This window comes from Paenibacillus sp. FSL R5-0341 (assembly GCF_037975235.1).
Taxonomy (GTDB): domain Bacteria; phylum Bacillota; class Bacilli; order Paenibacillales; family Paenibacillaceae; genus Paenibacillus; species Paenibacillus amylolyticus_A.
On sequence record NZ_CP150241.1, the window covers coordinates 6,436,051 to 6,452,538 of the forward strand.

The following is a 16,488-nucleotide window of genomic DNA, read 5'->3' on the forward strand; positions in this document are numbered from 1 at the left end:
TCGGTTCCGTTTAAGATTATACGGAGGACACCCTCCGTTTGTCAACAAATCAACAGTGGGGTATATTTATGAAAGAGGTGTTGATCCCATAATGTCTAAAAATACTAATCCTACTCCTGACGGTCAGGTTACGAATACTGAATCCATCGTCACTCAGGTTCCAGAGAAGACACTGCGTGCAGATGCCAAGAAAAATCGGGATAAGCTGCTCCGTGTCGCGCATGAAATTTTCAAAACGGAGGGCATTGCTGTCTCAATGGATGAGATTGCAAAGCGTGCCGGTGTCGGTATAGGCACGGTCTATCGCCATTTTCCAACGAAGGAAGATCTGTTCGGGGCCGTCATTGCCAGCCACAAGATGCGGCTGATGGAAGAGGCGGATCAATTGCTTCATCACGACGATCCGGGCGAAGCATTTTTTCAATATTTCACCAAGATCATAAGCGAGGGGATTGCCAACAAGGCGATTACCGATGCTCTGGTTAGCAGTCTGACTATAGATACTGGCCGCTCAGAGATAGCGAATGAGTTCTGGCGTGGCATTACCTTACTACTTGAGCGAGCACAGCAACACGGCTCTGTCCGAGCAGATGCAAGCATTGAGGATATTAAAATCATGCTGATCGGTGTGCTTCAGGCCACCGGAGATCGAGGAATTTTCCCGGAACGCGTTGTGTCGATCCTATGTGATGGTCTGCGTAGGTAATTCATTTGGGAGCAGAAAATCATGAAATTCCCTTTATATTTAAAATGAAATATGAAAAAGCCTTTGCCGACCCCCAATGTCAGCAAAGGCTTTTCGTTTTAGATTGTGTTTATTGATCAATCAGGTTTGTTACTTTCAACATTCTTGCAATCAATGCGGTGACCTCAGCACGGGTCATCGTTGTCTTCGGACTCAGAACCTCTGGCCCGTTACCTTGAATGATTCCAGCTGCAATTAACTGGGCTACATCTTCTTTTGCCCAATTGGATACATTGGCTGCATCACTGTAATGTTCCAGTTCAGCATTCACCTGATCCGGGCTGATTGAAGCTTCCGGTTCAATCAGACGGTAGGCACGAGCAACCATAGCAAATCCTTGCTCACGTGTGATTTCCTGATTACCGTAGAAGTTGCCATTATCGTAACCACGAACGATACCGAATTCATTCGCAAGGGCTACCGCAGAGCGGAACCATGCGGAATCGTTAACGTCAGGGAATAGATTCTGTGGTGCATCCTGACGCATTAAGCCCAGTCCAAGCACAACAATCTCGGCAAACTCAGAACGAGTAACCTGACGGTTCGGTGAGAATGTGTTATCTCCGTTACCTTGCAGATCTAATCTCGCAGCGATGTTGTTCACATCGGTTTTGCCCCAATGGGATCTGGCATCTTCAAAATCCTGCGGGTTCCAGATAACCGAGTAACTTCCGCTGCTACGCAAGTCATTAATGAGTGCGTAGTAACGACTACTGATCTTAGTGACAACCGTTGGTACATGGAAGATGCTACCGTCCGGATTAATGATTACGCCTGTAGTAATCCGGTTCGGGTCGATACCTTCCGGAAGTGCAATATACTTCGGTGCATAGCCGTTAAGCTGTTCTGATCGAACGGTCTGTCCGTCTTTCGTAAACGTCAGATCCAGATCAACCGGTGTGACAAGTAGCTCGTATCCTTGGGATGCGGCTCTTGTCTCGGCACTGTCAATCAAAGCATCCGAGGAACGTGCGATATCGATATGGACATCAATATCATTCAACGCTGCATTACCAAGCTTTCTGGACACACCGTTCAAGTCCATTTTACCGCCAGGTACCGGATAGATCGCCAGCGGATTGCTAATGTTCATTTTGGAACCTTGATCCACTAATTGTTTCAGAGTTTCGAGGGTTAAACCGTCCACCTTCATATCCCCATCATTCGGTGAATGAATGGCAAACTGCTGTCCTGTGCCTTGTGACATGGCAACATTCAGCTTGGCTGGATCAACTTGAACCAACGTTTCTTTGTTGTCAGATGGTTTGGATGTAGCAAACGGTTGATGGCTACCATCCCGTGTTGTTTCCAAATTATCCTTCACGGGTACCGGAGTTGGCGTTGGTACTGGCGCAGGTGTAGGTGTAGGTGCTGGTGTGCTTCCACTGTTACCTCCCGTATTTCCACCGCCGCCATTATTGCCTCCACCATTGTTACCATTGTCACTGGATGCTCTGTTCACGTTGATTTTATACTCCGTAACATGACCAAGGGCGTCTGTGACTTTAACAAGAATCGTATTTCCACCGACTTGGAGAGGTAGATTCTCACTTGCATTACCACTTGTAACCTCGTTCCATTCTCCATCTCCAACAGCTATTTCAATCTTGGAAAGTGGATCAAGTGCCGTTGGCGTTAGCTGGAATTGATATACGCTATTCGGCACAGAAATTGCGTAAGTATCTTTAGCCGGATCAAAGGCCGGAGAAAAACTTCCTGTAGATGGAATCAACGTTTGTAGCGTTGACGTGTCAGCACCATTCACTTTAGTAAGTCCTGTCCTAGCGATAGTCAGATCTTGAAGTGCCTTGTCTACCTGCGCTTGAGTCGCTGTCGGTTCATTCAACACTCGCTCTGCTTCATTCATCGCATCATCGAGAGTTTCCCAGCTCGCTGGCGTATACGCTGACTCTTCCAGGCTTTCACCTGTAATTTCAGTTACTTTCGCTTGCAAAACTGATTTATCTACAACGGGTACAGATGTTGTAGGGATTAGGCCCGTTCTTGCATCTGTCAGATCCAAAAGCGCCTTATCTACCTGCGCTTGAGTCACTGTCAGATCATTCAACACTCGCTCTGCTTCATTCATCGCATCTTTGAGTGCAATCCAGCTCGCTGGTGTGTACTCGGATTCCTCTAGATCCTCGCCTGTAACTTCAGTTACTTTGGCTTGCAGCAAGGACTTGTCTACCTTTGTCACAGCATTTTCGCTAAAGCTTTGAGCCGGGGCGCCGTTAGTCCCTTTTAAATTACCTTCTTCAATATCGTAAGACACGATTACTGATGCATTGGAAGGGATAATCTGACTCGTTCTTAACTTCAATGTCTTGCTGTTCGCCCCTTTTTCGAAACTGTCAATCGTGATTGGTTGCCCATTGATCTCCAGCTTGAAGCCAGTTAAATTTGCTACATTCGAAAAATCCAGTTCCTCATCGAACGTTACAATAACCTCATCTTCTGTCACAGACACATTACTTACATTGGCGCTTGTGTATTTTGGTGCCCACGCACTGAACGTGAAATACTCGCCATCTTTTAATGCCGCCTTGGCTGTATAATGTGGAATTCCATTTACATCTTTGAGGCTCAATTCATAGCCAGATGCATCTGTAAAATCTTCACTGTCACTTACCAGTAATTGATAACCTGCTGGAACTGACACTGCGGGGATACCAATCTCCACTTCACCCACGTTATTCGTATTCTGCACTTTCCAAACTCTTTGTGCATGATATTGTCCCGGTTTATTTATAGGCTGATCATAGGTTAATGGCAGACCGTTATCCGCCCATACCAGATATTGTTGATCCGTCAAAACGCTGGGATTGTCCGCATTTGTACTTGCCAACGTGTTAACACCTACGGCGACTTGTGGTACTCCAGCATTGATGCTTAGGCTTTGTTTTTGATTCAAGCCCTGTGCTTCATCTTTGCCGATTCCTGCAATATTGTGCTTATACTTGGAATCGACAGTCCAAACTTCACTTTCGTTAGTTGAAAGATAAGGACTTGCTCCGTTGTTGAGCGTAATACCATATTTAATGGCCAGATAAGACTCAATTTTTGAAGCGTCGTTAGCTGTCTGATTATCATACAAAATAATCTCAGCAACATCGGCTACGAGACCACTCCAGTTATAGTTTCTTCCGCTAGTCGCACCAATTACAGGAGTAAAGGTAAACGTATCAAAGTTCATCCTATTTGTGAATTTAGCTCCAGCACCATCTATTCGAGCCGTATGATCGGTATTGCTAACGATATCGAAGTTCACAATCTGAGCTCGACTTCTATCCACTGGATTGTAGTAGTCAAAGATACTATGCACGCCATTACCTGTAGTAAAATTGTCTCCATATCCGCCCATAATAATGACACCATTAGTTCCTGTAGGCTCAGTCGCTCCCACAAGTGCTCCGCCGCTCTTAAACTTATAAACGGCATAGCCTGATTGGAACGTAATCGGTTTGTCACCTACAAACTTTACTGAGCTATTATAGTGATTCCAACCTGTCGGATTATCGAAAGCTACACTGGGATTAAAGTTAATTCCTCCCGGATTATAACTCGGTGCTGTCTTCCCAGTAGGAATAACCAGATCAAATCCTACCTCGTTAGCTGATTGATCTTTCCAATCTGTTAGTAAACCGTCTGCCGTGGTAGCATCCGAGTCTGCTTTCAGCCATAACACAGGTTCAAGACCCGTTCCTCCTGGAACAGGGGCGCTAGCTGCGCTTACTCTCTCTGAACCAATTGAAGAGATGAATGTGCTTAATAACAACATGCTTACTACGGATACTTTAAATCCTTTTTTCCACTTCTTACTGTACAAAAACGACATACTTATCCTCCCTCTTTTACATTTCGCGTATTGTCGACCCTCATCGTGCTTATTCTACACATAGCCTCTTACCAAACTCTTACCAAACCTTTTCGCTAACAAATACAACAAAAAAACAGCCTTGCAACTGAAGCTGCAAGGCTGTATATTTTCAATTAAATATTCGATTGTTTCCATTGCTGGTACCACAATTCAACTTCCAAGCCAGGACGTATGCCCGCCTCTTGCTCTAACGCAGTAACCAACTGGTTATATTGAGCGATCACGGGATCTTTATTGCCTAATCGATCATAGATCTTCATTAACGCCAGTCCGACTTGCTCCAATGATGGCTCGAATTGCTGCACTCGGTGATATAGCGTGAGTGCTTCTGCATTCTGTCCCACTTCGATGTAATATTGTGCCAGTTGCATGGCATGATTACGCCATAATGCATGCAAGCGCTGACGCTCTAACTCAGCCCATACGTAATCGTCCTCGCCATAATACTTGCCTTCATATTGATCCGAAGTCTGCCGATGCTCAGCTACTGTAGAGGAGGATAATAGAGACAATCGGTTAAGACGACTCTCCCATTCTTCCGCGTCGATCCTGAATTCACCCGTTTCCAATAGATAACCAAACTGCTGATAGCGAATGACCATCTTATCCTCGCCCATGAATTCATTCATCATGCTACGTAAGCGATGGATGCCACTATGCAGATTGGATATACCCCTCCGCTCATCCAACTCTGGCCACAACAGTTCAAGTAGCGTATCTCGCTTAATCGGTTTGTTCCGATGGTGAAGCAAATAGGCGAATAACTCTCTGATTTTGGTTGTTCTGAACTTCATATGTTTTGGTAACTCATTTGGATGCAGTTGGACCTGAAGCATTCCCAAACAGCGCATAATCATGGATGGTCCTTCTGCTACATTCAGATTTGCCGGCACTGTTCGGCGTTGATACATTTTCATCGTTTTTTCCAAACGGTCACGTGTTACAGGCTTCATAATATAGTCGAGCACTTCAAGCCCATAGGCGGTCAGTGCATGTTCGTTATATGCGGTTGTGAAAATAACTTCTGTTCCAGGAGAAACCTCATGGATACGTTCGGTTGCCTCGATCCCGTTCATCCCCGGCATCTGAACGTCCATGAAGACGATTTCCGGCAGATGAATTTCGATCTGATCTATGGCTTCCTGTGCCGTCAGAAAAGAGCCGATAACTTCGCAATCCTCTCTCTCTAGCAACAGTTTGTTCAACCTGCTCAGAGCGAGATATTCATCATCTACCAAAATCACTCTCATATGCACAACTCCTCTGGCTCACTGATCACCCTTTAATCTATAATTTTACCATAAATCCTTGTGTGGGACCGCTATCATTTGAATATAGAATCTATGTTCCGGTATTTAAAAAATATGTTCACCATTGGCGGAGGGCATGCAGGAATTTGAAGTAAACTGTCGAAAACTAAAGTCTGCCATGAAACCAATAACCTATAAAAAGATACCCCGATATGTAGTGCTGTCGATTCTATTCCTGACTATTTTACTTGGTTTTCGCTGGATATGGTCCGAGTCTTTCACTATACCCAAACATCCTGAACCCGTTAATGGCCTGTTAGACCTTCGAGGGTGGGACCTCGCCAACACTTCACCCATATCTCTGGATGGAGAATGGGAATTTTACCCGCAGGCGTTCATTTCTAATCGTGACGTACAGATAGTGGATAACTCATCCACACATATTCAAGTTCCCGGTGACTGGCGTAATGCATTACCACATTCCTCATCGTCGTTCGGATATGGAACGTACCGTCTTCGTATACTTTTAGATCCATCTGTGGAGGAAGTCTCTCTCTGGGCTCAGAAAATCCAAACATCATCGATCATCGAGATGAACGGGACCATTGTTGCCGAGTTCGGTCAACCTGCCACCCATGCCGAAGCCTATCAACCAGAAAGGACTGCATTTACGACTTCTTATGCACTTGACGGTTCCACCGAACTCAATCTTTTGGTACAGACAGCCAATTTTGACGACCCTTATAGCGGTGGAATCACGCGCTCTCTCTATTTTGGTTCTCCAGAAGCCATTGGAAGTGAACGAGGACTGTCCATCGATTTGCAAAAGATTACGTTCGCCATACTGCTCTTGCACAGTCTATATGCTTTTGTCATGTTTCTGTTTATCCAGAAGGAACGAGCTCTGCTGACGTTCTCCATGTTGACGCTGGTAGCTGCCCTAACGGTCGCCTCCGACCATGACAGTCTGTTATTGAGCTGGATTCCACTCAACTTCACTTGGATCGTTAAGGCCAAAGCGTTGTCCTATCCATTGTTCGCATTCTTTCTTTTACAGATGGCTAGAAGCTTCTCCCATAGTCTACAAGGACGTAAACTATTCCGTATCTATGCCAGCGTGCTTGGAATCTACTGTGTATTTTTGCTAATGGCACCCGTGACCCTGATCTACCATGCACTTGAAATTGGGATTTCTGATTTCCTTTATCTGTTTGCCATCGGCTGGTCTGTGTACCTGTTCTTCCGAATGGCAGCCGAGAAGCGAAGCGACGCAAGCTTTTTGCTCTTTGCAGCAACCAGCAGCTTATCCAGCGTACTGTGGGGAATTGTGAACTCGCATAACGAAATTACAAATGTCTATTATCCGATTGATGTGATCGCGGCCATATTTGGCTTCTCCGCCTATTGGTTCAGGAAATACTTCCGCAATTCAAGTGAAATCGAGAAGTTGTACGAACAGCTCAAAGAGGAGGACCGCCAGAAGGATCAGTTTCTTGTGAATACGGCTCATGAGCTGCGTACACCGCTACATGGCATCATCAATATTGCCGAGAGCATCGCGGTTCGTGAACGGCGTACATCAGGTGGCCAGCAGGCAGAAGACATGAAACTGTTAGTTACCATCGGCAGACGCATGTCCCAACTGGTTGATGACCTGCTTGATGTGATTCGCCTGAAGGAAAAACGGATTACGCTTCAGAAGAAGCCTTTATCTCTTGCATCTGTCATTCCAGGTGTGATCGGTATGTTCCGATTCATGGCAGAAGGTAGGCCTATCCAGATGAAGGTGGATATTCCAGATTCGCTGCCGCTGATTCAGGCCGATGAGAGAAGACTTGTTCAGGTACTCTACAACCTGTTGCATAATGCGCTCAAATTTACCGATGAGGGTACCATTACCGTGTCTGTTCGGGAACATGGAGAGCACGTCTTGATTCAGGTTTCCGATACAGGTGTTGGTATGAGCGAGGAGATACAGCAGCGAATATTCGAGGCGTATGAACAAGGGACCCCAGAGGCCCGTTTAAGCGGAGGAATCGGCCTCGGTCTCAATATCAGCAGGCAGCTCACCGAACTCCATGGCGGCCAACTCACCGTGCAATCTGTACCTGGGCAAGGATCCATCTTCCAGATCTCGCTTCCACGGGAAGATACCGCATCGCTATCGGATCAGACGGAGCAGCGATGCGATGTTCACAGCTTCGAGGAAATTGCGATTGCAGAACCTCAGCACCAGACCGGATCTCACGATAAGACTGCCGCACGTATTCTTGCCGTCGATGATGACCCTGTAAACCTGCGAGTACTGATCTCCATGCTTGCAAATGAACCGTACCATATTCAACCTGCGACCTCGGCACTTGAAGCACTTGAATTGCTGGATACGGAGCCGTGGGATTTACTGATTGCCGATGTGATGATGCCTCATATGTCGGGCTATGAACTGACAGAAAACGTACGCAAGCGTTATTCGGTATCAGAGCTTCCCATCCTGTTGTTGACGGCCCGTAACGAACCAGCCGATGTGTACGCTGGATTCATGGCTGGCGCTACGGACTACGTCACCAAACCCGTGGATGCCGTTGAGTTAAGACATCGCATCGGATCATTAATTGTGTTGAAACAGTCCATCGATGAGCGGCTACGCATGGAGGCTGCTTACCTACAAGCACAGATTCAGCCCCATTTTCTTTTTAACACGCTCAATTCAATCATGGTTCTTAGTGAAATGGACACAGAGCGAATGCAGAAACTGGGCGATGCTTTTATTGAGTATCTTCAGACCAGCTTTCACTTCGTCAATTCGGAGAAGATGGTGGAGGTCACTCATGAGTTGGATCTTTCACGAGCCTATCTCTACATTGAGAAAGAACGATTCATGCATCGGTTGAACGTCATCTGGGATATCCCCGATGATCTGGATCTATCCTTGCCGCCACTCACCATTCAACCACTCATTGAGAATGCCGTTCGACATGGTATTCTCAGCAAAGTTGAGGGTGGAACCGTGCATATCCGGATTATCAACCAAACAACGGGTACCTTGATCGAGATCGAGGATGACGGTGTGGGGATGCAACCTGAGCAGATCGAACGGGCATTGGCATGGCCCAAGAAAGGACCCGGCGGAACCGGAGGCATTGGATTAACCAATACGCATCGCCGGTTGACTCAGATGTATGGACAGGGCTTAAGCATCGTCAGCTCGCCGGGCCAAGGTACGAAGGTTTCCTTTGTCATCCCTTTGGACCGCAGCACAGGAGTCTGAGTGATAAAATCGTTAAATAAACCAAAAGAGAGCTAAGCACGGGATTCATCCCGGCTTAGCTCTCTTCTTTGGCCTGATTCTTATTTAACACGATTCGATTAATCGTTATACGTGCAGGACATGTTTTTCATCCGATAACCCCAGCGCCTTGGCTGTTGAAGAATGAACCTCTTTGAGAAGATCCAGGTTCTCCACAAGTGATATGCCATAGGAAGGAATCATTTCCTTAATCTTCGGCTCCCATGCCTCCATATGCTGCGGGAAGCAACGCTGAAGAATCTCAAGCATGACCTGAACTGCGGTGGATGCACCTGGTGATGCACCTAGCAAAGCCGCAATCGTTCCATCTGCAGACGTGACCACTTCCGTACCGAATTGGAGCGTACCCTTGCCACCTTGGACGGTATCCTTGATCACCTGCACACGCTGCCCCGCCAGAACCATATCCCAATCCTCGCTCTTCGCACCCGGAACAAAGTCACGCAATTCAGCCATACGTTGTTCTTTGGATAACATCAGTTGTTGGATCAGGTACTTGGTCAAAGAGATTTCTTTGACACCTGCTGCGAGCATCGTAAGCAGATTATGCATCTTAACCGACGTAATTAAGTCGGCATTGGAACCGGTCTTCAGGAACTTCGGTGAGAAGCCGGCAAACGGACCGAATAGCAGCGACTTCTTATTGTCGATAAATCGAGTATCCAGATGGGGAACGGACATGGGCGGAGCCCCTACCGAAGCCTTGCCGTATACCTTGGCATGATGCTGTTCCACGACTTTTTGATTTTTGCACACCATAAAGATCCCACTGACCGGGAATCCGCCGATATGTTTACCTTCCGGAATGCCCGTCTTCTGGAGCAAATGCAAACTTCCGCCGCCCGCGCCGATAAAGACAAATTTCGCCTTATGGCGTTCGACTGCACCACTCTTCAGATTTTTCACGGATAATTCCCATTGTCCATCGCTGGTACGTTTCATATTCTTCACGCTATGTTCGTAGTGGATACCCACGTGTTGTTCCTTCAAATGTTTGATCAGCATACGCGTTAAAGCACCAAAGTTAACGTCCGTACCGGTGTCAATTTTGGTCGCTGCAACAGGTTCATTACTTGTGCGATCTTTCATCATCAGCGGCATCCATTTCGCCAGCTCTTTCTTGTCATCCGAGAATTCCATACCTGCGAACAGCGGGTGATTCGATAAGGAGTCATAACGTCTTTTCAGAAACTGGACATTACTCTCTCCGTGCACATAACTCAAATGAGGAATCGGCATAATGAAGTCCCGCGGATTACGAATCAGACGGCTATTGACGAGATAGGACCAAAATTGCTTTGAGATCTGAAATTGTTCATTCACTTTAATTGCTTTGCTAATATCTACGGTTCCGTCTGGTCGTTCAACGGTATAGTTAAGTTCGCACAATGCAGCATGCCCGGTTCCGGCATTATTCCATTCGTTGGAGCTTTCCTCTCCTGCAGTGGCGAGCTTTTCAAAAACCTTAATATTCCAGTCTGGTGCCAATTCTTTTAGCAAAGTTCCCAAAGTTGCACTCATAATTCCGGCACCAATCAAGATAACATCTGTACTCGTTTGTCCCTGGCTCATGTCTACCGTCCTTATATCCTATATTTGCCAAAAGGATGTAAGCGTTATCGATTTGGCATTTGCAGCAAGCCCATTCTTGAACGGGATCGCACCTTCTCTGAATGAATATAACCTTGATCTAGTGTATCAATAATATAGAGCAATTTAAATATGCAATTTCAAGATATTTGCTATTCCATCAGTATACGCTAGTTTACATCGGAACGTTAGCCCGGTTATAGGCCTGAAAGATATATTTGTTCAAAACAAAGAAAGGTGCTCGGTTTTAGTGGGACTTGGGTGATCAAATGGATGCACTAAAAGCCGCTTTCGAATCACTTCGTAAGGCGGCTTTTTATATAAAATTAACGATTCCCACCCCCGGCGTTTCCGGGAGTACTCAGAAGATCGAAATCAGTTCTTTTGTATACGAATGGCGTTCTTCAGCGAACAACGCATCCGCGCCAAATCGATCAACGATCTGACCTTCCCGCATGACGATGATACGCTGGCTCATGCGATGTACTGCAGCCAGATCATGCGAGATGAACACGTATGACAGACCAAGCGATGTCCGCAGATCGGTGAGCAACTGCAAAACGGCACCTTGCGAGATCACGTCCAGGCTGGCCGTCGGTTCATCCAGAACGACAACGTCCGGCTCAATGCCAATGGCACGCGCGATCGTGACACGCTGACGCTGTCCACCACTCAGCTCATGGGGGTAACGTCCAGCCAAATCGCTTGGAAGCTCGACAGCTTCAAGCAGCTTTTGGACGTAAGCCTCCTTCGACGTATAGGTAAAATGGGACAACTCGGCATTCCGTCCAAGCTGTTCGTACGGATCGATTAGCGAATCGGCAATCTTGAGCTTTGGATTCAGTGCAGCCATCGGGTTCTGGAAAACAATCTGAATCTTCCGGCGATGAGGTCGCAACCGTCGGCCGCTCAGCCGTGCGATATCCTGTCCGCCCAGTGTAATCGAGCCCTTATCTGCATCTTCAATTCGTAGCAGACAGCGGGCGAGCGTACTCTTGCCGCACCCACTCTCACCAACCAGGCCAAGACACTCGCCGCGGTTCAGGGCGAAGGAAATATCATTCACAGCCGGCCGGTCTGCACCTGCATACGTTCGACTGAGATGTTCCACGTGAAGCACAGGATTGCTGAGGATATTGGAAGATGAAGCATTGTCTGAACCGGCGGTATTTTTATTCGTATCTGTATCCGCAAGATCTGTATCTGTAGTCGTTATGACTGCATTATCTATGTCTACATGGTTTACGTCTTTTGCAAAATCGTGGCTTCGCACACCAGATTCTTCTTCGGACTGCATGAGTCCAGGACGTTCATCATTTGCAGTTGTCTTCATTCGGTTCCTGCCTCCTTCAATCCCGACTTCAGCGAGCGACTCAGGACGGGAGCCGCATCAATCAACTGGCGCGTATATTCATGCTGAGGATGATCGAGAATGCGATGTTTCCCGCCAGATTCGACGATCTGCCCTTCCTTCATCACAGCCAAGCGGTTCGCATAGCGACGTACATGGCGCCAATCATGCGTTATAAACAAAATCGCACAGCCCGTCTCCGCTTGTTTGCGTGCCAGTAACTCCAATACGCGATGTCCGGATACACTATCCAGTGCCGTTGTTGCTTCGTCAGCAATCAGCAGACGAGGAGACAACATCAGCGATGTAGCAATTGATGCCCGCTGAAGCTGTCCACCGCTCAACTGGAACGGATAGCGGCGCAGCAATTCAGCACCAAGGCCAACCGATTCCAATGCTTCCTCAGCCCTTTTCTTGCGGATGGCAGAAGACTTTTCCCCATGTACCTTCTGGTATTCATCAAAGTGCCCACCAATACTGCGAAATGGCGTAAACGCTCCCTGATAGTCTTGAAAAATATACGAGATGCGGCTTCCCCGCAGGGCGCGCATCTCCTTTGGTTTCCGTTCGAGCAGATTACTGCCCTCGAACATGACTCGCCCCGACGCATGCAGGTTGGGCGGCAGCAGACGACCAATGGCTTGCGAGAGCAAGCTTTTGCCACTACCGCTCTGTCCAACCAATGCCATGAATTCACCTTCACGAACAGCCAGCGAGACTTGATCTACAATTGTACGATCCCGACTGGAGATGCTCAATTCCTCAATGGAGAGAATCATGGCTGCACCTCCTTCTTCACGTCAAACCGGTCTCGCAGATAGTCGCCCAGCATGTTGGCAAGCAATACAACAGAGACAATGGCAAGGCCCGGATAGATCATCAGCTCTGGCCGGGACTGGAAGTAAGGCCGTGAGTCATTCAGCATCGCACCCCATTCAGGTGTTGGCGGCTGTGCGCCAAGGCCGATGTAAGACAACGAAGAGATAAGCAGGATGATTTTGCCCAGATCGAGACTGGCTAACACGAGCACATGGCCTGCAATATGGGGAAGCAGATGCTTTCTCATGATACGACCGTCCGATAGTCCGTTGGTCCGGGCGATGCGAATGTAATCCTTTTAGGACTCCGATAAAACTGTACTCCGAACGAGACGGGCGTAGCTAACCCACTTTACGATTACGATCGCCAATACCAGATTACCGATTCCCGCGCCAAGCAGGCCACTGAGCACAATCGCGACGATGGTATCAGGAAAAGCGAGAAAAGCATCAGCGATCCGCATGAACAGCTTGTCGACCCAGCCGCGTTTATAGCCTGCAATCAGTCCAAACGGAATGCCAATCAGCAATGCAGCACCGAGTGCCAGCAAGCTATACCCCAGTGTTTGGCCGCCGCCAAGCAACAGACGTGTCAGAACATCGCGGCCCAGGTGGTCGGTGCCGAACGGATGGAGAGCACTTGCGCCCTGCAATCGTCCGCGCAGATCGGTTAAGGTATGATCATGCTTCAAGTATAAAAAGGCATATAAGGAGGCCGCGATGACCAGCAGGGCAAACAGCAGACCAATGATCGCCTGCCAGCTATGTTTTTTAGATTTTGTAGGCGGAATGGGCAGGGAAGTGGTTTTCATCGGTGGGCCTCCTTTTCCTTGAGTTTCATTTCAGGATTTAAATAACGATAAGATAGATCAACCGCCGTATTCACGAGGAATACCACGATGGCCATGATCAGGATGTAACCCTGGATCAGTGGATAATCACGCTGACGGATCGCGTCGACAACGAGCTTGCCGATACCCGGATAAGCGAACAACACTTCAATCACGACAACTCCGCCAATCAGGCTGCCGAGACTTACGCCAAATACCGTAATGACAGGCGGAAGACTATGCCGAAACGCGTGTAGCATGAAGATCCGGCTTTCGGATAACCCTCTTGCCCGGGCGGACCGAACGAACTCCTGACTGAGTGAATCTAGCAGGCTGGAACGCAAAAGACGCACATAAACGCTGGAGATGGCAAGTCCCAGCGTCAGAGATGGCAGAATAAGTGAGGTGAATCCATCCCGGCCCATGGTCGGCAGATTGCCAAAGCGTACGCCGAACATGTCGATCAGGATCAGACCCAGCCAGAAGCTCGGCACCGCCGCACCCACAATGGAGAGCATGCGGCTGCCCCGGTCAATCCAACTGCCACGATGGAGTGCTGACAGTGAGCCGAGCGGGATAGCTATAACGAGCATGACCAGCAGTGCGCCAATCGTCAGTTCAGCCGTAGCAGGCAGCGCACGCATCAGGGTCTGCATGACGGGCTGGCCTGTTGAATACGATACGCCGAAGTCGAGTCGAACGAAATCGAGCAACCAGTTACCAAACTGGACAGGAAGCGAATCGTTGAAGCCCATTTCCTCGCGTACAGCTTCGACCTGCTCATGACTAACGGACAGTTCGTCCACATTCAGGATCGTCAGCACGGGATCACCGGGAGCCAGACGAATGAACAGGAAACTCACAAACATAATGAACAACAGAAAGATAAATACCTCAAGGAACTTTCGAAGCAAAATGCGAAACATTACATCACATCCAGCTTATTGGTAATCATGTAATATTCACTACGAGTGGTAACCCAGTTCTTGATCTTCTTACCGTTGTAGGCAACGATCGTACCTGGATGCAGCACGAATGAATTCAGTACGTTATCATGCACATAGTTTGCTGCCTTCTCGGCTAGCTCTGCGCGCTTCTCTGGTGCAACTGTGAGATTCAATTCGTCGATGATCTTGGTCAGCTCCGGATCTTCCGATCCGCTGAAGTTAAGAGCACCTTTCGGATGGTACGTCGCATTCAGGTAATATCCTGCATCCCCACGAGGAGCCGTCAAATTACTGTACGTCGCAATATCCCAGTCGCGGTTGGACGCCATATAATCTTCCGGCGTGTCGATCTGGCGAATCTGCACGTCGATACCGATCTTCTTCGCATCAGATTGGAACACTTGAGCAATTAGTGGCAGATCGGCACGAGCCGAATACGTCAGCAGCGTCAACTGCAACGGTTTGCCGTCCTTGGTCATCACGCCGTTTTGCTGCGTGTACCCTGCTTCGCCAAGATATTTTACAGCGACATCAGCTCCAGATTCCGTTGCTGTATCCGTATAGGTTGGTGCGAAGGGCAGTGATGGCAGGAACGGTCCGATAGCAGCTTCGCCATATCCTAGCAGGATCGTATCCACGATGCCCTGACGGTCAATCAGCGCGTCCAACGCACGACGAACATTAAGGTCCTTCATACTCTCCCGCTGCATGTTCATCGTTAGCTGATGCACGCGGAACGTCGATGTAGATTCAACGGTCATGCCGTCCATCGCTTTGAGCGATTCGAGACTCTCGACCTCTGGACGGTATACGATATCTACCTGTCCAGATTTAAGCGCTAGTGTGCGGGCATTAGCATCTTCATTGAATGAGAATGTGATGGAATCCAGAGGCGATGCTCCGTCCCAGTATTCATCATAACGATCCAGTTCCAGCTTGCTGCCTGGGGTAAAAGAAGTCAGCTTGAAAGGGCCCGTACCAATAGGCTTGTTCACAATGTCCGGCTCACTCACGTCGATAATCGCCGTGTTGGGATTCACCAGCTCGGAAGCGAACTCCGGGAACGGCTGAGTTGTAGTGATCTCCAGCTTGTCGCCCTCGGCTTCAATCGTATCGATCTTCAGCGCGTTCTGGATGGCTACATTCTCTTCCAGCGCCCGCTCAAGGGATGCCTTAACGGACTCACCCGTCATCGGCTTGCCGTTCTGGAAGGTCACATCATCTCGCAGGTCGATCGTCCAATGCTGCCCGTCTTCGCTCTCCCAGCTCTCGGCGAGCCATGGAGCAACCGTCAGATTCTCTTCATCGAGACGAACCAGCGTTTCCGTAATGCCCGCGCGCAGCGGCACATAGCTAGAATCCACATGTGGATCTAGGGAACTGGTGGAGAAGTTATATAGGAAGTGAACATTTTTATTATCAGTGGATGGCTGCGCAGCGGGACTGGACTCAGATGATCCGCAGGCGCTCAACAGTCCAGCGCTCAAGGCCAAGGAGACCAGCGCTAGCAGTGGCGTCTTTTTATTCAAGGTAATGCCCCTCTCTCTTAATCGTAATCATTATGATCTAAACAATGAGTATTATCATATCGTAATGATTACGTTTTGACAAGAGTTATATTGGTGTTAGAACGAGAAAAAATCCGACTCTCGGATGAGAGCGGATTCTTCATGTTTTTTGTTACATATGATGGCTTGATTAGTAGGTATTTTCTTTACGATCCGGGATTGTTTAGATGTAGAACCATGCAGGGTTTCTCGAAAAGTTACA

The 16,488-nt window shown here is 48.1% G+C and carries 9 protein-coding genes and 1 pseudogene; 2 read left to right on the forward strand and 8 right to left on the reverse strand.

The features are described 5' to 3' along the window. Positions 1-91: 91 nt before the first annotated feature. Entirely contained in the window at positions 92-706 is a 615-nt protein-coding gene (locus MKX75_RS28810) for a TetR/AcrR family transcriptional regulator (RefSeq protein WP_145150680.1), read from the forward strand. A 109-nt stretch (positions 707-815) separates the two neighbouring features. Here the strand turns inward: MKX75_RS28810 and MKX75_RS28815 are convergent, their stop codons facing one another. Both MKX75_RS28815 and MKX75_RS28820 read right to left on the reverse strand, forming a co-directional pair. After that, on the reverse strand, positions 816-4,583 hold the full coding sequence (locus MKX75_RS28815; RefSeq protein WP_339167806.1) for an S-layer homology domain-containing protein: 3,768 nt from the start codon (positions 4,581-4,583) through the stop codon (positions 816-818). Between the two features lie 155 nt (positions 4,584-4,738). Further along, positions 4,739-5,875 carry a response regulator gene (locus MKX75_RS28820; protein WP_339167808.1) on the reverse strand — a complete coding sequence of 379 codons (1,137 nt, stop codon included), beginning with the start codon at positions 5,873-5,875 and terminating at the stop codon, positions 4,739-4,741. 178 nt (positions 5,876-6,053) lie between these two features. Here MKX75_RS28820 and MKX75_RS28825 point away from each other — a divergent pair, with 178 nt between their 5' ends. Beyond that, positions 6,054-9,143 carry an ATP-binding protein gene (locus tag MKX75_RS28825; RefSeq protein WP_339167809.1) on the forward strand — a complete coding sequence of 1,030 codons (3,090 nt, stop codon included), beginning with the start codon at positions 6,054-6,056 and terminating at the stop codon, positions 9,141-9,143. 105 nt (positions 9,144-9,248) lie between these two features. On the opposite strand, the gene MKX75_RS28830 is transcribed toward MKX75_RS28825, so the two are convergent. The 6 genes and pseudogenes from MKX75_RS28830 to nikA form a co-directional block, all read right to left on the reverse strand. Beyond that, positions 9,249-10,754: a malate:quinone oxidoreductase gene (locus MKX75_RS28830; RefSeq protein WP_339167810.1), complete on the reverse strand. Its 1,506-nt coding sequence runs from the start codon at positions 10,752-10,754 to the stop codon at positions 9,249-9,251. 379 nt (positions 10,755-11,133) lie between these two features. Further along, positions 11,134-12,105 (reverse strand): dipeptide/oligopeptide/nickel ABC transporter ATP-binding protein, encoded by a 972-nt coding sequence (locus MKX75_RS28835; protein ID WP_339167812.1) that lies wholly within the window; start codon positions 12,103-12,105, stop codon positions 11,134-11,136. After that, positions 12,102-12,902 carry an ABC transporter ATP-binding protein gene (locus tag MKX75_RS28840; RefSeq protein ID WP_036671813.1) on the reverse strand — a complete coding sequence of 267 codons (801 nt, stop codon included), beginning with the start codon at positions 12,900-12,902 and terminating at the stop codon, positions 12,102-12,104. The genes MKX75_RS28835 and MKX75_RS28840 overlap by 4 nt, the downstream gene beginning before the upstream one ends. Beyond that, positions 12,899-13,753: pseudogene (gene nikC / locus MKX75_RS28845) on the reverse strand (nickel transporter permease). The gene MKX75_RS28840 and the pseudogene nikC overlap by 4 nt, the downstream one beginning before the upstream one ends. Continuing rightward, a complete protein-coding gene (nikB, locus tag MKX75_RS28850) occupies positions 13,750-14,697 on the reverse strand; it encodes a nickel ABC transporter permease (protein ID WP_339167813.1) in 948 nt (315 codons plus the stop codon). The pseudogene nikC and the gene nikB overlap by 4 nt, the downstream one beginning before the upstream one ends. Next, positions 14,697-16,247: a nickel ABC transporter substrate-binding protein gene (gene nikA / locus MKX75_RS28855; protein ID WP_339167815.1), complete on the reverse strand. Its 1,551-nt coding sequence runs from the start codon at positions 16,245-16,247 to the stop codon at positions 14,697-14,699. The genes nikB and nikA overlap by 1 nt, the downstream gene beginning before the upstream one ends. Positions 16,248-16,488 lie beyond the last annotated feature (241 nt).